This is a genomic window from Mesorhizobium onobrychidis (genome assembly GCF_024707545.1).
GTDB classification, from domain to species: domain Bacteria; phylum Pseudomonadota; class Alphaproteobacteria; order Rhizobiales; family Rhizobiaceae; genus Mesorhizobium; species Mesorhizobium onobrychidis.
Window position 1 is genome coordinate 3,731,359 of the sequence record NZ_CP062229.1, and the last position, 16,803, is coordinate 3,748,161.

At 59.6% G+C, this 16,803-nt stretch carries 14 protein-coding genes; 4 read left to right on the plus strand and 10 right to left on the minus strand.

All coding sequences use genetic code 11. From position 1 onward, the window contains the following. Nucleotides 1-168 precede the first annotated feature (168 nt). Complete coding sequence (locus IHQ72_RS18510) at nt 169-1,158, plus strand: methyltransferase (RefSeq protein WP_258116383.1); 990 nt, start codon at nt 169-171, stop codon at nt 1,156-1,158. A gap of 431 nt (nt 1,159-1,589) precedes the next feature. On the opposite strand, the gene IHQ72_RS18515 is transcribed toward IHQ72_RS18510, so the two are convergent. The 3 genes from IHQ72_RS18515 to IHQ72_RS18525 all read right to left on the minus strand — a co-directional run bounded on the left by IHQ72_RS18515 (nt 1,590) and on the right by IHQ72_RS18525 (nt 3,247). After that, nucleotides 1,590-2,240, minus strand: a complete 651-nt coding sequence (locus IHQ72_RS18515) for an SDR family oxidoreductase (protein ID WP_258116384.1) — start codon at nt 2,238-2,240, stop codon at nt 1,590-1,592. A gap of 101 nt (nt 2,241-2,341) precedes the next feature. Then, nucleotides 2,342-2,722 carry a nuclear transport factor 2 family protein gene (locus IHQ72_RS18520; protein WP_258116385.1) on the minus strand — a complete coding sequence of 127 codons (381 nt, stop codon included), beginning with the start codon at nt 2,720-2,722 and terminating at the stop codon, nt 2,342-2,344. Nucleotides 2,723-2,818: 96 nt separating this feature from the next. Then, nucleotides 2,819-3,247, minus strand: coding sequence for a VOC family protein (locus IHQ72_RS18525; RefSeq protein WP_258116386.1), 429 nt, complete (start codon nt 3,245-3,247; stop codon nt 2,819-2,821). A gap of 104 nt (nt 3,248-3,351) precedes the next feature. Between IHQ72_RS18525 and IHQ72_RS18530 the strand changes: the two genes are divergently transcribed. Next, nucleotides 3,352-4,227, plus strand: a complete 876-nt coding sequence (locus IHQ72_RS18530; RefSeq protein ID WP_258116387.1) for a LysR substrate-binding domain-containing protein — start codon at nt 3,352-3,354, stop codon at nt 4,225-4,227. A 368-nt stretch (nt 4,228-4,595) separates the two neighbouring features. On the opposite strand, the gene IHQ72_RS18535 is transcribed toward IHQ72_RS18530, so the two are convergent. From IHQ72_RS18535 to IHQ72_RS18545, 3 genes are read right to left on the minus strand one after another with little or no spacing between them, the layout of a single operon-like run. After that, a complete protein-coding gene (locus tag IHQ72_RS18535) occupies nt 4,596-5,642 on the minus strand; it encodes a glutathione synthetase (RefSeq protein WP_123150526.1) in 1,047 nt (348 codons plus the stop codon). A gap of 9 nt (nt 5,643-5,651) precedes the next feature. Beyond that, nucleotides 5,652-7,550, minus strand: coding sequence for a flavohemoglobin expression-modulating QEGLA motif protein (locus IHQ72_RS18540; protein WP_258116391.1), 1,899 nt, complete (start codon nt 7,548-7,550; stop codon nt 5,652-5,654). Then, nucleotides 7,547-8,392, minus strand: a complete 846-nt coding sequence (locus IHQ72_RS18545) for an N-formylglutamate amidohydrolase (protein WP_258116392.1) — start codon at nt 8,390-8,392, stop codon at nt 7,547-7,549. The genes IHQ72_RS18540 and IHQ72_RS18545 overlap by 4 nt, the downstream gene beginning before the upstream one ends. Nucleotides 8,393-8,836: 444 nt before the next feature. On the opposite strand from IHQ72_RS18545, the gene IHQ72_RS18550 reads away from it, so the two are divergent. Further along, nucleotides 8,837-9,625 (plus strand): DUF899 domain-containing protein, encoded by a 789-nt coding sequence (locus tag IHQ72_RS18550; RefSeq protein WP_258116394.1) that lies wholly within the window; start codon nt 8,837-8,839, stop codon nt 9,623-9,625. A gap of 383 nt (nt 9,626-10,008) precedes the next feature. On the opposite strand, the gene IHQ72_RS18555 is transcribed toward IHQ72_RS18550, so the two are convergent. From IHQ72_RS18555 to IHQ72_RS18570, 4 genes are all read right to left on the minus strand, one after another. Then, nucleotides 10,009-10,326, minus strand: coding sequence for a transglutaminase-like cysteine peptidase (locus tag IHQ72_RS18555; RefSeq protein WP_258116396.1), 318 nt, complete (start codon nt 10,324-10,326; stop codon nt 10,009-10,011). Between the two features lie 287 nt (nt 10,327-10,613). Next, nucleotides 10,614-11,825 (minus strand): ZIP family metal transporter, encoded by a 1,212-nt coding sequence (locus IHQ72_RS18560; RefSeq protein ID WP_258116397.1) that lies wholly within the window; start codon nt 11,823-11,825, stop codon nt 10,614-10,616. Continuing rightward, nucleotides 11,822-12,949, minus strand: a complete 1,128-nt coding sequence (locus IHQ72_RS18565; RefSeq protein WP_258116398.1) for a multicopper oxidase domain-containing protein — start codon at nt 12,947-12,949, stop codon at nt 11,822-11,824. Before IHQ72_RS18565 ends, IHQ72_RS18560 begins: the two co-directional genes overlap by 4 nt. A gap of 420 nt (nt 12,950-13,369) precedes the next feature. Then, complete coding sequence (locus IHQ72_RS18570; protein ID WP_374120399.1) at nt 13,370-15,391, minus strand: putative bifunctional diguanylate cyclase/phosphodiesterase; 2,022 nt, start codon at nt 15,389-15,391, stop codon at nt 13,370-13,372. A gap of 287 nt (nt 15,392-15,678) precedes the next feature. Between IHQ72_RS18570 and IHQ72_RS18575 the strand changes: the two genes are divergently transcribed. Further along, nucleotides 15,679-16,713 carry a class I SAM-dependent methyltransferase gene (locus tag IHQ72_RS18575; protein WP_258116399.1) on the plus strand — a complete coding sequence of 345 codons (1,035 nt, stop codon included), beginning with the start codon at nt 15,679-15,681 and terminating at the stop codon, nt 16,711-16,713. Nucleotides 16,714-16,803 lie beyond the last annotated feature (90 nt).

Below are 16,803 nucleotides of genomic sequence, written 5' to 3' on the forward strand. Positions count from 1 at the left end.
GTCGCCGAAGTTCTGACCAACGACCGGACTGCACTACCTTTCCGGGCCTTCCGTGACAGTGTCTGAGCGAACCGAGGCTCTCGACAGCCACCTCGTGATCCTCCAATTTGGGGAAGCGTTACGCTCGCTCCATTCTGCTAACGTGCGTTGACACTCGAGGAAAAAGCAATGCCCAACCCGTCGCAACAGATCATGAGGCTAGGATTCGGGTTCGCCGTGTCACAGGCGCTGCGCGTCGTGATCGAACTTGGTGTCCCCGATCTCCTGGCCGCCGGCGAGCAGTCGGTGGATGAACTGGCGGTTGCCACTCGGTCAGATGCTGACGCGCTTTATCGTGTCATTCGACTTCTCGCGGCTGAAGGTGTCTTCAGGGAAGTATTGCCCCGGCATTTCGAGTTGACCGAGGTTGGCGCAGTGCTGCGCTCCGATCGGCCGGGTCCCCGTGACTTCGTGCGTATGATCAACAGCGAGGCTTATCTTGCCTTCGAGCAACTCCTGTATTCTGTCCGCACAGGAATGCCAGCTTTCGACAAGGTGTTCGGGAGCCCAAGATTTGACTGGCTGTCGGAACACCCCGAGCAGGCTGCCGTGTTTCAGCGTGCCATGGTCGCCTTGAGCCAAGGCAGCAACGAGGCCGTTGCCGAAGCTTATGACTTCAGGCCGTTCACGCGGATCATCGACGTTGGCGGCGGACATGGTCAGCTTCTCTCGGCGATCCTGGCCCGCAACCCCCATTTGGGCGGCGTGCTTTTCGATCTGCCTTCGGGCGTCGCGGCGGCACATGAGGGTGCCGGAGGCGACCTGCCGCGCACCGAATTTATCGCCGGTGATTTCTTTGAGAGCCTTCCCAGTGGTGACGTCTACGTCATTAAGAAGGTCGTTCACGATTGGGACGATGGGCGTGCTGCGGCGATCCTGCGAAATTGCCGCAAGGCTATGCTGCCGAACGGGAGGGTGCTCGTGGCCGAGACGCTCGTGCCGCCTGGTGACGAACCGGACCTGATTAAAGAAATCGACGTGGTCATGCTCGCCGTCACCGGCGGCCTGGAGAGGACGGAGGCACAGTATGCCAGCCTGTTCGACGCCGCCGGGCTACGGCTTGAACAAGTGATTCAGACCCAAGGTCCCATTTCCATCCTTGAGGCGTCTCCGGCCTAAGACTGAATTGCGGTCGAGCATCCCTTTGGGAAAGGCGAAGTTGAGCCAAAGTCCGGACGTTCCAATTTCCTTTCGAGAAGGACTGTGTTGGGTCGACACCGGTCGGAACGCGAAGGGCGGCTCTGGAGAAGCGCCCGGAAGGTCGGCAATTGGCGCTCGTTGCTCGTTCCAATGATCGAGACGAACGGCAGAAAATCCACACCCTTTGCGGAAGTTCGTTCGACCGCAGTCGAATTCACGCCCGTGACCGTTGACGACCTTCGATCGGGGTAATGCGAGTGGCAGCTGTCGCGGACAAACCGGTCGTCGCTCTATGAGCGCCGACCACCCTTACTCCCCTTGCTCGACCTCCCGCTTTGAGCCTTTCTTCGCCTTGAAGGCAACTCGCTGGCGAGCACCGGCCGAACCCCATGTATCATGATCGCGCGCTTTTACGCGAGACGCGCGATGGCATCGGAGACCGGCATCTCTCCTTCGGTTAGCTCGATGATCGTCCTGGTAACGCCCGGCCGGTCTACGAGCTCGGCCAGAACGGCGGCAACGTCGTCCCGCGGCACCTCGCCGTAGGGAATGGCGAGGTCGGCGCGCACGCGTCCGCGGCCTGTCTCTTCGGTCAGCGTGCCGGGCCGCACTATGACGTAATCGAGGCCGCTGGCGACAAGATAAGCGTCCGCCAACTTCTTGACCTTGATATAGTTCTCGAAGCCCTCTTTGCGCTCTTGGTCGCGCAGTGCGTCGGGGAAAACCGAGACCAGCAGGAATCGCTGGATTCCTGCGACCTTCGCGGCTTCCACCGCCTTTTCGAGCCCGGCCCCGTCGATGGCGTTGGTGACTTCCATCCCCGCGCCGCCGGCTCCGGCGCTGAAGACGGCAGTGCCACAGCCCTTCATCATGTCCGCCAAATCCTCGACGGACAGACTGATGAGATCGCCGTCAATCGGCGTGGCTCCGAGCGCGGTCAGTTCGTCACGCTGTTCAGGTTTGCGGTAAAGGGAGAGCGGCTCGTGACCACGCTCAGAAAGTTGCTGAGCAAGACGACGGCCCACTTTTCCGGCGCCGCCGACGATGAAGATTTTGGACATCGTCATGTTCCTTCTGTAACTACGCGGGAGTCTCGATGATCGAAACAGTGCGGCCGGCGCTGATGAGAACCGAAGCTCTCGTCGCATGCGCCGGCGTTCGATCAGTTGCTATCGTGCGCGTGGTAGATCTTGTTGACCACCGTCCACTGACCGTCGACCTTCACCAGATTGAAAAAATCCGTGAAGCGAAACCCCGAGATATTGTCTGTATCGACGCGGGCGTTCGCTACGGTACCAACGATATCGATGCGCACGATAGCGGCCTTCGCCTCCGGCGATGGCCGGAACGCGGTGTCGATCGTTTTGAAAAGCCCTTCGATTGGCCCCCCTTCCAGTTTGCTGTTCTCGATGCGGAACATAGTCGCATGTTCGCTGAAGGCCGGGCGCATGATCGAGCTGTCCGCTTTTGCTCCACCTTCGTTGTACTTGTTCAGCACTTCGACGATTGCCTCGTATTCCTGAACGTATGTCGGATTGGTCATTCTGTTGTCCTTTCAGTTGATTGAACGTGATATTGGTAAGGCTGGTGCTACACGTGACGAACTTGAATGGATGGCGCAACTCTCGGTCTCGCGGCTTCACTTCGCGAATAGTTGGCCGATATCCTTGAAAGCCTTCATCTCGATGGCGTTGCCAGCCGGATCGTTGAAGAACATCGTTGCCTGCTCGCCGAGCTGGCCTTTGAAGCGGATGTAGGGAGCGATCACGAAGTTCATTCCAGCTTCCGTCAGACGATCAGCGGTCTTCTGCCATTCCTCCATCGAGAGAACGATTCCAAAATGACGGACCGGCACGCCGTGGCCATCGACGGCATTCGTCCGGGCTTTGCCGGTTTCTTCGGGCGCCAGGTGCGCGACGATCTGATGGCCGTGAAAGTCGAAATCGATCCAGTCGGGTGAGCTGCGGCCTTCCCCGCAACCAAGAAGATCTTTGTAGAAGCTGCGCGCGGCTTCGAGGTCGTCGACCGGAAAGGCGAGATGGAAGGGGCGGATGGTCTGGTCGGTCATCGTTGAAACTCCATTCTGAGGATGACCGACAGATAGAGGATTCCGAGTAAAACAAAAAACTGTATATAATTGCCGTCAGCCCAACCAAAAGTTATCAATGCTGCATGATCACTGAACTGAGAACGCTGTCGGCGGTCGCCCGATATGGCACTTTCGCGGCTGCTGGCGCTCGGATTGGTCTGACGCAGGCCGCCGTTAGCGGGCAGATGAAGCGTCTCGAAGAAAAGCTCGGGGTGCGGCTCTTCGACCGGACCGGCCGCTCGGCCACCCTGAACCAGACTGGGCGCACTGTGTTGGCGCGAGCGCAGGAGGTTCTTGCTGGTGTTGAGACGCTGACCAAGCCCTTGGATTGGTCAGCCCGAACCGGGCGCCTCCGGATTGGTGCAATCTCGTCCGTGCAACCGACGATCCTTCGGCGCGCTTTGAAGGCTTTCCATCCCGCGTTCCCCGGTTTTTACATCGAGATCGTGCCGGGAACTTCACTAGAGCTGCTGGATCGCCTGGACGCAGGCGGATTGGACGTTGCCGTCATTATCCGGCCAGGCTTCGGATTGCCGCCGACCGTACGGTGGGAGTCGTTGGTGCAGGAGCGTTTCGTCTTGGTGGCGCCGCCAGGAACTGACGACATGGATTGGAAAGCCGCGATGAAGAGACACGCCTTCCTGAGATACAACCGTCATTCGTTCGGCGGGCGGCTGGTAGAGCGTTTGATCGAACAACAAGGCGTTCTGGTCGACGAATGGGTCGAGATAGACGACATTCCTGCCCTGTTGAGCATGGTTGCCGACGGCATGGGCGTCGCAATCGTGCCGAGAGCGGAAGCCTACGCGGATCATTTCCGGGGCGTGCGCGTCATAGAGCTAGGCGAGGCGGAAACCTTCAGGGAGATCGGTATTTTGACGCCGCCAACGTGTGATGAGCCAGCCGCTCGGTTCATATCCGAGTGCAGGCAGGCGATGTCTGCGGATAAGCACGAGTAGGTGGCGCTCGAGCCTCTGGACTTCGGCAGTGTTGAATCGAAAAGGTCAGCAAAAGGACTCGATCGAGGCTTCCATCTTGCCGGGCACAAATGACCGCAAATGGCGCAAAGCAGTCCACGCTATGCTGGACGCGAAGGTCGGCTTTTTAGCCCAATCATCCCGAAAGCGGATCTTCCGCTTCCGGCCCAACTGCGGTCATTCGAGAACTGGCGGTGGATGACCGCTTTTGGCGCTGGTTGCTCGTTTCCAGTCGGCAATCGAACGGCACGAAATCACCCATTTCCGCTTTTTACAAACAGTACCAAGCGTCAGGATTTCACCACTAGAGCGTCCTTTGGCTGAACGCTCTGTCGCGTTTACTTGACAATTCATAATGCCGCGAGTTCTCGATTGGACATCGAGGCGGGATAAGCGGCTCGTATTGAAAGCTTGTTTTCGAGGGAGATGATCACGCTCTCGGCAAAATTTGTTTGGTACATTTCCGACATGCTCGAAAGCCCGCCAGGAGTGAACACATTGATCTCCAGGAGCTTGTCTCCGACAATATCGAGCCCAACGAGGAACATCCCGTCCTGAACGAGTTTCGGTCGCACCATCTCGGCGACGGAAAGCATGGTGTTCGTTACCTCCACCCTCTCGGCGGTGCCCGCGACGTGGATGTTGGAGCGAACCTCGCCCTTTGCAGGCACGCGGCGAAAGGCGGCATATTTGCCGTCGCGTTCCAGCGCCTTTCCATTCATCACGAAGAGACGGACATCGCCGGCCTTGGCTTCGGGCAGGTAGCCCTGCGCAATCAGATAGCCTTCCCCGCTGACCGCTTCGAAGATCTGGTTGAGGTTGGCGTCCTTTGGCGAGTCGATCTTGAAGACGTTCCTGCCGCCGGATCCCTGCAGTGGCTTGACGATAGCGCCTTTGGGCTGCTGCTTGATGAAGGCGCGGATCTCTTCGATGCTCTTGGAAATCAGCGTGACCGGTCGCACGGCTTTGGGAAAGTCCTGGAAGTAGAGCTTGTTTTGGGCGAGGGCCAGCCCACCCGGATCGTTGACGACGAGCGCGCCGCGCTCGGCCGCAAGGCGCCCGAACATCGCGCCGACATTCACTGCCCACGGGCGATCGGCGGCGTCCAGCGAGGGGTCGTTCCGCAGAAAGATGATGTCGATCTCGCGAACGTCGATCGTCTTGATCTCGGTCCTGTCGCTCTGCAAATCCTTGTACAGCGTCTCCGGCTTCTTGTAAGTCGAGCTCGGCAAAGTGATAGCGCGGACCATGAGGCTGTCGTCGGGACGCAGCACGAAATCGTCGGGCGTCAGATAGGAGATTTCGTGACCGCGGCTGAGCGCCCCCAGTGCGAGCAAGGTGGTTGTATAGTGAGGCGTTTCGCGTTCGATCGAATTGACGAAGAATGCAATGCGCATCAAGAGCCCCTAGGTTGCGATCATTTCGACTGGCGAGAGCCCCGATCGTGCCTTTTCGAGACGCCGCTCTGCCTGCGGATCGAACAAAAAGGCAGGCGTTATCTCTGGCGCCCTGAGCAGGCCGCGCAGGTTCAATTCCTGCATGACACCAAAATGCGACGCCGAAATCTTCCCCATCCAGAACGGATCGAGCGCTCCGCCCTTTCCGAGATGGTCGAGCACCTCGAGGAGGCCGCGCAGGTAGATCGCGTCCTTCGCGAGGCCACCACCACGAAATAGCCTAAGGGTCAGATTGAAAGCGCCAATTTCGGTGAAACCGTAGTCGCGAACCAGAACCAGGAAGGTTTCCTGGAACGATGCACCCTCGAGCATGGCCGCGCAAGCAACCACGCGAGCGGCGATGAGACGCACACGCCCTCTTGTCATGCCGCCTGCCAGATACTCGGCGAAGACCGCGAGCCCTTCCTGCACGCCCTCATATCCGGCAAGGCCCGATCGGAAGAGGCGCAGCCCTTGAGCCGACCCATTGAAGTAGGTCAGCAGATGGACACCGATCTCATGGCTGAGCAGCGCCTCGACCCTGTGGCGCGCCATGTTTGTACTGCGTGAGATTAGAAGGCGGGAACCCGAAACCATCAGGCCAGCCGGCAGATCGTCGCGCAATTCGATCATCGGTTCGAAACCGGAATGCTGCCTGCGATAGATTTCGATCATCGAACGCGCCTGGCGCTCTACGAAAAAGCAATCGGCGCTTTCGCCGTGCTCGCCATCCCCCACCTGGTTGCCTCCTGCATTCGCCGTTTTCGCCAGAATGTCTTTCGCAGCATCAAACAATGCAGGCTCGACACGACCGTAGAGCGCGCGGCCCAACTCGACGAAACGTGTCGTCTCCCGGGCGGACAGCATCGAAAGTTGCAGATCGAGTTCCTGCTGCTTTTCGCGATATAGGTTGAAAAGCACGGGATCCTCAAAGCGATCGAAGTCGATCGAGAAGAGCTTGCTCTTCTCGACATCCACCTGAACGGCCAGCGGCCGATAGAGGAACCTTGGCGCATGCTGGAATCTGCTGGCCTCGAATTCCCGCCACGCCGCGTCGGCGTTGATCGGTGTTACAGCCAGAAGAAAGTCGAAGGTCGCCACGATGTCGTCGATGCTCCGATCGGCGCGGCTGACTGAGTCGACGAAGGCCTGCCTTCCGAGCGCGCGGTGCGTTGGCAGGCTCAGAATGCCGGTGGCTTTGACGAAGGCGGCAATGGCCTGCAGTCCGGCATCGAAGATATTGGCGATCAGCCTTGCCCGCAGATCGGGATAGATCTCGTCGGAGTCGGGCTGTCGATAGATCGGCGCGAAACGCACGGTGAGACAGGGAAGGCCAATGAGACGCGCAGCAAGGCGCGCGTGCGGGTCGTCCGCTGAACGACGTTTATCGAGACGCGGAGAACGGAACTTGACCTCCACGCTCTCGACCGCCGAAGCAAAGCTGTCGAGGGCAGTGCGGATCGCTCGTTGATCGGTGGCGGAAAGCGTGATCTCGAAAGGTGGAAGAAACGGGGCGTCATCACTGAGTAGCCTATCCCGTTCCAACTCGCCGACGTCCAGCAGCACGAAGGCGCCGAAGCGTTTCGCCATGGCGGAGCCTATGGCTTCGATTACCAGAACGGCGGCATCCAGATCGGGAGTGATAAGGTAAGACGCGTTGGACGATGCCACATCCCGCGCCGCATCGTCTTCACGCCCGTCGATCAAATGAACGCAAAGGAAGGGAAGCGCGCGATCGATGTGGAGGCGCCCGCCACCTTCAAGATCTCGCCGAACCGGTTTCCCAGCGTCGATATCGGCGAGAACATCTTCTACAAGCGCCATATCGAGCGCTTTCGCCGGCCTGTCGCTTACTCGCGCTTTGCTCATCTCGTCGCTTGCAGTCTATCCTCCAGGATCGGCAGCGTTGAACGGATCATAGCACGCATCGCGACCAGCGCGGCCTGATCGGGCAATCCGGTCCATTCGTCCATGAAGAATTTTTTTAACTCGACGGCGACAGCACAGCCGGTCTCCGGGAAGGCTTCGTGAATGAACCGCGTTTGCTCGCCCCTGCCTTCAAAAGCGACATTCTCGCGCACGTCCATCCGGCGCCCGCGGAACTCGAACATGCGCAACGCGGCTATGAACTGTTCAACGACATGTGCCCATCGTTCACGGTCCATAGAGAAGGTGCCGATGTTGATATCGGGCGCGGTTTCCGGATCGGATGGCGCCGCGTCTGGCCCGCCACGACGGTGATTGTAGCTGTGAATGTCGAGCACGACGAAACGTCCATGGCGCTCTTCAAGCCCGCGTAAAACCTGTCTTAGCATCGAATAATAGTCGTCGTGCACACGGAGCGAATCCTCGACCGTTTCGGGCGCGGGTTTCTCGCTCCAGATGTCCATGCCCCAGGCCTGTTCGGGCGAGAGGTAGACCGCCGCCTCGCGAGCGCGGTTGAGGTCGACCTCGAAACGCGACCGGTGGAATACGATACGGTTGGGTACATCTCGAATGACGAACTCGGTGAAAGGATCTTCCTCCCGCAACCGGTCGTCGTCGGAGATCGCCAGCAACGCCTCGACGGCACCGCGGACCTCATGACCGTTGTGAATGGCCGTACCCAGGATAGGCGACAAGCCGCGATGAACCGTCCACCAATCGGCTCCCCCGATTTCCAGTTTAAGGGGGTCGTGGCCAGCCAGAATTTTGTCGATCGGCGAAGCCATTTCGGAGCTTCGTGTTCGGCCGGACAATCTGGTGTTCGGGGTGGGACCGAGGACGCTGGCGATCAAACTGCGTTTCCGTCGAGTTGCGAATTGCGTTTGGCAAACGTCCTGAGTTTGCCGGTGGTTCGTTCCTTTAAGTGCTCAGCCGTGTCCGCCGCTGTGGCCAGTGTGTTACTCGTGACGGTATCCCCGACCTCAAGTAACGTCCCGTACCGCTTTCTTGTTCCGATGGAACTATCTGAAATGCCGATGTCTTTTCGTGCGGAGGGTTTCAGATGCCGGCCGGTCAAGACGGCATCGGAATACCGCCACACTTGTTACTCCCACTGTTCGCTTTCCGGTGCCAAACTAGCTCATGCCCAACAACCAGTGGTGAGCAGCGAATGGAACCGCGTGTCAGCCATGAGGCGCGGGAATTCGCCCAGATCAGGAGGTATCAACGCCATGACTTCATCAGCCAAGAGCGGACGGAAAAGCGGACAGACTGCCATGCACACACCACCGGTCGTGTCGCCGCAGGCGTGGGAGGCGGCCCGCGAGCAGCTGCTCGTGAAGGAAAAGGCCCAGACCCGCGCCCGTGACGCGCTGGCCGCCGAGCGCCGGCGGATGCCGTGGATGGCGGTGGAGAAGACCTATGCGTTCGAAGGGCCTCACGGAAAGGCCAGCCTGCTCGACCTGTTCGATGGTCGGCGTCAGCTGATCGTCTACCGCGCCTTCTTCGAGCCGGGAGTGTTCGGCTGGCCCGACCATGCCTGCCGCGGCTGCTCCCTGGTGGCCGACCAGGTCGCCCACGTCGCCCACCTGAACGCCCGTGACACCACTCTCGTCTTCGTCTCGCGTGCGCCGCAGGCTGATATCGCGCGGCTGAAGGCGCGCATGGGCTGGGAGATGCCGTGGTTCACTATCACCGACAGCTTCGACGCCGATTTCGGCGTGGACGAGTGGCACGGCCACAACGTGTTCATCCGCGACGGCGACCGCGTGTTCCGTACCTACTTCATCAACAACCGCGGCGACGAGCAGATGGGAGGCACCTGGAACTACCTCGACATCACCCCGCTGGGCCGGCAGGAGGTCTGGGAGGACTCGCCCGAGGGCTATCCCCAGACCCCGACCTACAAGTGGTGGAACTGGCACGACAGCTACGCCGCGGATCCAGCGGCCGACAAGAAGTGGGCCGAGGTGTCGGACGCCGGAGAGGCGGCGTTCCGGGAGGCGAACACGAAGCAATGAGCCAGACCTGGTCCGGTGGGTCTGACGGGCGGCGACGGTCGGCCTGAGGGCCGGATTGACCGTGGCGCGAAGCGCCGCTGTGAAGAGCGGTCGCGAATGTCCGGAACCGGCGCTCTGTGCTCGCTGATCGGATTCAAACGACAAGGGGCAGCTTACGGTTGGGCTCACATTTGATCGTGTCCAGCCGCTATCTCGCAAATCTCGACGCCCAACTTCGTCTCGCCGGCTTCACGTCGGACCAGTTGCAGAATATCTACTGGCGCAATGCCGTTCGGTATCTAGGCTTGGGTCGCGGAGAAAAGACACGCGGCCGCTTGCAGCGCTATTGCGCCAAACGGCAACTCCCTGACGCGTGGCTGATGGCCTTCGTAGTTTGAGTGGTTCTACGCCTTGATCTCGACCCTTGAACGAGTGTGACAAATACCGCGCGGAGGACACGGCGCTTCTGGAGGACGTAGTCCTCGCAATCCACCCGCCTTCCCGGGGTAGGTCCAGAGTTCCCCCTTGCCGAACAGTTCGACGTCGAGCATCGGCTCGACGGACCGATTCACATCGCGGTTGATCTCGGAGATCCGCTGCCGGAACTCCTCCGACATCTGCACCGGAGACAGGTCGCGAGTGCGTATGGCACATTCCTTAGGATTGGCTTTGCAGAACTCGTAATGCCCGATCGGCTGGGTGGTAGGATCGCCCGTCAGCATTGCTCCCGAATGCGCCTGGCGGGCTGAAAGCCTTGCCCCGTCGCCGCCAATCCGAGCAGAACGGCGGCCAGAATCCGCCCTCGCGCTTCTTCAAATCCCATAAGTCCATGCCCGTGCTTCTTCTCGTTAATTAAGCGTTAAAATGCGATCCGGGCAGGGTGTCAACCGCACGGAAGCGTGAGCATGCCCGCTCACGTCTCCGCTATTTGCCGTAACCGATCTCCGCGCCCGCAGTTCACAGGCGACAATCCGGCAGGAGCGACCGGACAAACTATCGCCGCGGCAGATCAGACTTTGACGAGCATAGCGGTCACATACATGAACGAAACGCCTGCGGCCAATCCCGCCATCGTGGCTGGCGCTGTAAGCGCCGCAGGGCCTCTCCCGTCCGACCTCATCAGGTACGCAGTGACCTCGACGATGACCTGCAGAATGGCTCCCGCTCCGACCGCGAGAGCCAGCGCCGACCACTGCGGCGCATAGGCCAGGCTTCCGATCCAAAGTCCGATGACGGCGGGACCGCCCGCCAGAAGCGCCAAGCCGACGAAGGTCCACAGAGGCGGGCGCTTCTTCAGCATCGGCGCGGAAATGCCGATGCCTTCGGTGATGTTGTGCAGCATGAAGCCCAACACCAGGAAAGTGCCCAATCCGGCCGCGCCTGCCGCGAACGCAGCGCCGATGGCCAGCCCCTCGCCAAGATTGTGCAGGCCGATTCCAAGCGCGATGAAGGTGGCGAGCGCAAGTCCGGTCGGCACTCCGTCCCGGCGGCCGGCCGCCATCAGCAGGAGGAAACTCGCAGCGGCTGCGAGGACGACCATCGCCTGTCCCTGGAATATTGCGGCGGACTCGGCCGCCAGTTCGAAAGCTTCAGCCGTGGCGTCGACTAACAGGAACGCCAGCAGGCCGACAGTCAGGGCGAGCAGGAAATTCATGCCGTTGCGGCCGACCCCGCGCAGCACCGGATAAAACATCATTCCGATGGCGACCGGAACGAGGCCGACTAAGACACCGAGCAGCGCCTGGGAAGCAAGGTTCCCTGCGTCCCGTGTCGGGGTCGACACAGCGACTGCGATCTCGTGTTCGAACGTCGCCCCGGTTTTGGTGACAATGTTTATGGCATGCGCCTCCCCCAGCACCCAGGGGAAGGGCAGGTGGATCCATGCCGTAGCGCCGCGGCCGAGCGGTCCTGCGGGTTCCTGCGTGAACTGCCAGTATGCGTCGTCAACCTGGACCTGGGCGATCGTCATCGGCTCCGAGCCGCCGGCGCGGACGAGGACGCGGATGCCGTCGGACGAAAGGATCGTCCGCTCGAAAGTCAGGTTCTCCACAGGCGGAGCGCCGTTCCCGAAGTTTCTGAGCGGGTCAGAGACCAGCAGCCAGGTGATCGCCAGGCCGAGGGCGACCAGCGGCAGGATCATCCACAGCAAAGCGGCGCGCGATTTTCCGGAGCCGACGGGAGCGGTCGGGTCGGCGGCGGCGATGTGCGAGACCTCGTTCATGCGACCGCCTCCACCACGTCGAACATGCCCGTCCAGCCGAGTTCGGTGAACTCCGACTGATGCGGGTGGAACATGTAGAGACCGGTCTCGTGATCCTTGTAGGTAAACTCGAGGATTCCGCGCTGCGCCTGCACCTGAGTGATCAAGTCGACCGTCCTCAAGGTCGGCGTGAGCGTCGTCCCCTGTTCGAAATAGTCGAAGAAGTTGGCGTGCAAGTGGAACGAGTTGATGGGATCGAACTCGACGACATTGGCCAGATAGATGCGGACTGGGCGGTTGCGGACGATCCTGATCGGCCGCTTCATGTACGCGTGTGCGACGGTATTCACCGCATAGACTTCGTTCCCGTTGTCGAAGTTGGTGTCGAAGCCGTTCATCACCATGGCGAATTCCTGCCATTCGGCGTTCTCGGGCGTGCCGAGCAAGCGGGAACGGGCGACATCGGCAAGCCCCGGATGGCGGGCCGGATCCGGGTCGATCACGAAAAGGCCGTACATGCCCTTGTGGATATGCCGCTTCAGGGGCAGCGCATGACAGTGATAGAGATGGCAGCCGAAGGGCCTGGCATCGAACTCGTAGACGAATTCTTCTCCCGGATCGATCAAGCCTGCACCGGGGACGCCGTCCATCCTTGCGGCATGGATGCCGTGGAAGTGCATGGAGTGGGGATGCGAGCCGGAGTTGCGGAATACCATCCGCAGGTGCTCGCCTTCGGTCGCCCTGAGCGCGGGCCCGGGCACCCGCCCGTTGTAGGTCCAGGCCGGGAACATGATCCCCGGCGCGATTTCGATTTCCTTGTCAACCGCCTCGATCTCGAAAGTCCGAAGGATTCGTCCGTCGGGAAGCTTCGACACCGAGCCCGTTTCCCAGTCCGTCACGATCCGGGAAGGATCGAAACCGTTGCGCTCGTTGTCCACGTCTCCGACGGTGATCATCGATCCGTGGGCGGCCAAATGCGCTGGAGGCGGTGCAGCGTCCGCGGCCGACGCCGCCCCATGGCCGGAATGGACCGATTGGCCAGCCGCCGTTCCCGCTATCGCCGAGCCTCCGGCCGCCGCCAGGCCGCCCCACAGCAGCCCACGCCTGCTGATCTTTTCGCGGAACCAAGCGCTGACTTCGGACACAATCGCCACCACAAATGCAAATGAGAATGATTTGCATTAGCATTAAACGGATTGTTTCGCAATCGACTCGCAACCGCATCTATTCGGGGAGGGGCCGTCGGCAAATTGATGTGGTGCGAATTTGCTCCTTACAGGCAACCAACGGGAACAACCACTTCGCATCGGGACTCACATTCATGCTCTTGTTGGCGAAGTCGACCGCTGGCCACGTTGAGCAAAGCACTAAGACGGACCTGGAACGACGGCTTCCCCACGAACTGCCGACATTGAATGGAAGGGTCAGCAACGACCGCTAATGGCGCCCTGTGCTCGTTCCCGCCGGCCGATTTCAAACGGCAAGGTTCTCGGCCAGCCGCTGGATCATCTGCAGAGGGAGCGCGGGGCGACGGCTTGCAGGAGCGCAGATCGCTCCGCCGCTATTCATGCGGACTTAACGACCGAAAATGGGCGTTTGTAGATGACCGGTCTCGCCCGGAAACTCGCGGCGGGAGCAGGACGGCCGACGTGGAAGCCTTGGATTTTATCTATGTCAAATTCGCGTACAATGGCCATCTGCTCGTCGGTTTCGACCCCTTCGACCAGGATTTTATGGCCGCGATTTCGGACCAAGGCAATAATGTCTTGCAGCATCGCCTTGCCCCTCGGGGTACCGCAGTCATGGAGAAACGAGCGGTCGACCTTCACCGTATCGAAATCGATTAGACGAAGCCATGACAGGCCCGCGAAGCCGGTCCCGAAGTCATCAAGCCATATCCTGATCCCTAGCAGCTTCAGGTCGCTGATGCAGCGGAGAATGCCGGAGTGCATCTCCATCTCCAGCCCTTCGGTGATTTCGAGGGCCAGCCTGCTGCCGGCTACGCCAGTCTCGCTCAAAATGGTCGCAACAGAAGCCGCGAAGCCGGGCGTCTTGAGCTGAATCGGAGAGACGTTGACGCTGACGACACCGACGTGATCGTCCGCCAGAAGCTCAGTGCACACTGTCCTTATTGCCCAGCGCCCGAGCGCCAGGACCGCACCAGTTCGTTCCGCGACGGGAATGAATAGGCTCGGCGGAACCGATGTACCGTCCAGCATTTTGAGGCGCATCAGAGCCTCGACGGCTTCAACTCGGCCCGACGCGACATTCTGGATGGGCTGATAGACGAGTGAAACGAGATCCTGGCCGATCGCGATCTTCAGCAAAGCCGCAATATTCTCGCTCTCGTCGCTGCTCTGGGGATCGTTTGGATCGAACAGCCAGGTACAATTTCGACCGCCTGCTTTTGCCAGATAGAGGGCGCGATCGGCCTCGTGGATGATTTTTTCCAGCTTGGCGCCAATCTGCGGCCTGGTGAATGCAGCGCCAACGCTCACCGTCACAACCGAGATACCGTCTCTGCGCTGCTCGTGGGGAAGCGCGAGGTTCTCCACCGTGCTTCGAATGGCTTCCGCAATATCCACGACCTGTTCTCTTTTTTCCATCCGAGCCAGGACAATGAATTCCTCACCGCCGTAGCGGCCGATTGAGCCATTGTACTGCTTAATCATATCGGCCAGGGCGTTGGCGACAAGAATCAGGCAGCGGTCGCCCTCTTGATGTCCGTAATAGTCATTGAACCTTTTGAAGAAGTCCACGTCGATGAGGATCGCCACAAAGCTGCTGCCAGACCTTTGCCAGTCGCTCCAGTAGTCCCGCAGCTTCTCGTCAATCGCCCGCCGATTCTCCAGACCCGTAAGCGGATCGGTTCTCGACAGATTCAACAGCGCCTGTCCGCGCTCGGTGGCCTCCTTGTGCTGGATTTTAGCTTCCAAGGCGTTCAGGAAGACGTTGTAACGTTCCTCGTTCAACCGCCAGTTTACATACGACGTGAATATGAAACACGAAATGTAAAAAATTCCTAATACTATTTTGTATGTTAGCGTAGAAGGTACGAAATAGTTCACGGTGTATAATACACACAAGATTATAGCAGAAGTTACAATGGATAGATTAAACCTGAATGTGAAGAAAAGATTGGCGCCCATCATGAAGATAGTACCGAAGACCATATAATAAGAGACGCTTTCCTTGTCCGCGCCCATAACCGCCGGGCACAACCAACCAACATAGCCAAAGATGATGGCTGCGGCGCAAGTCACGTCAATCCATTCCGTTCCGACCCCCCGGCGAAGTTGTGCTTCCAGGATCAAGAGTGCAGTCACTCCGACCGCGAAGCGCGTCGTGATCGTATAGATTGCCACATCCGGAATCAGCAGCAGATCCGTTGCCGAAAACAGCAGATAGATGGCGACGGCGATCCAAAGCCCTGGCCTGGCGTCCATCCTTCGCTTCGCTTGGCCTTCCTCCCAGTAGAGGCTGCGGAGCTCGTCGGACCGCGGCTCGTACCGCAGCTCAAGCGGTTCCGCATGGACCATATCGGCCAATGCGGATGACGCGCATTCGTTCGTCACGCTAAACCCCATTTGAACGGGGCTTTGTATTCCGAACTCATTTCTAGCTTCTGCCCCCAACGCCGGCCGACTCCTCGGGCGCGACAGCGATTGCGGCGCCTCGCAAACAATATGCAGTCGCGCAAATAGGTTTTCGTTAACTCGTATCCGGATTCCGCACCGCGAAGCGTCCAAAGACCTAGCATGGTTGGCGGGAAATTAACGACACCGCTAAAATGCCGGAGATGTGGCTTGGCAAAGATAAAATTTTACGCAATATCTAGCTAATATCTAGTTAAGTGTAACTATGGAGTCATGCGGTGGCAACCATCCTCGATGGCAAAAGTCTGATTACTGCCGAGATGATCGCCGCCAGTCTCCCTCGAAAAAAGCTCGAGCCTCATAGCGAAGCGTTCGAAACCGCTCGCGTAGAGCTTGCGCTCATTCTCCACACGACACACCAGCAAATCGAGCAACGAAAGGACCCCGCCGAGATCATTCGTCGTGTGACGTCGTACCTCAGCGCGACGCGTTCCAAGGTTCATCCCGACGTTTGGCAGGCATTGATACCGGTAGTGCAGAACCACCCGGTCCTGGAGTACTTTCTTGAGGATCCGCTCACGCGGTGGTCCCATAACAAGCCCAGAGGTTATTCCGGCGACGCGCAGTTGCTCGACTACATCTATTGCGATCCGCACGTGGCCGAGAGCGTGGCAAACGCCTCGGAGACCGGCAAGGCGCTCTATAGCCATACCAAGGATGTGCCGTCGTCCATCGCGGCACGGGAACGGCGTGATCTTCTGACCCGCTATGTCGATAAGATTGCGACCGAAAATGGCCCGCAAGCCGAGGTCCTGGCGATTGCGGCCGGCCATTTAAGGGAGGCCAATCGCTCGACCGCCTTACAGGAGGGCCGTCTCAAGCGCTGGGTTGCGCTCGATCAGGATCCTCAGAGCGTTGGATTGATCACGCGCGACTTCCAGGGCACCGCGGTAGAGGCCATCGACGGCTCGGTGCGAACCGTGCTCACGCGGGGCCACAAGCTCGGCAAGTTCGACTTCATCTACGCCTCTGGCCTTTACGACTACCTTGCGCACAACGTCGCCGTGAAACTCACGAAAACCTGCCTGCAGATGTTGAAGCCGAACGGGACATTCCTCTTCGCGAACTACGCGGAGGGCAATCCTGACGCCGGGTATTGGGAGACGTTCATGGACTGGGTGTTGCTGCTGCGATCGGAGGCCGATATGTGGAACATCATCAATGCCAGCGTCGACCGCAACACCGTCGAGGCGCAGGTGTTCTTTGGCGAGAACCGCAACGTTCTGTACGGCGTCATCGAAAAGCGCGGATAGTGACCGCCTTTGGCTGCAAGCTTGTCAGCCGTTGGCGGCAGCCAGTCTGATTTCGTTTTGATCCTAAAGCGCGTCGCGTTTGAATGGATT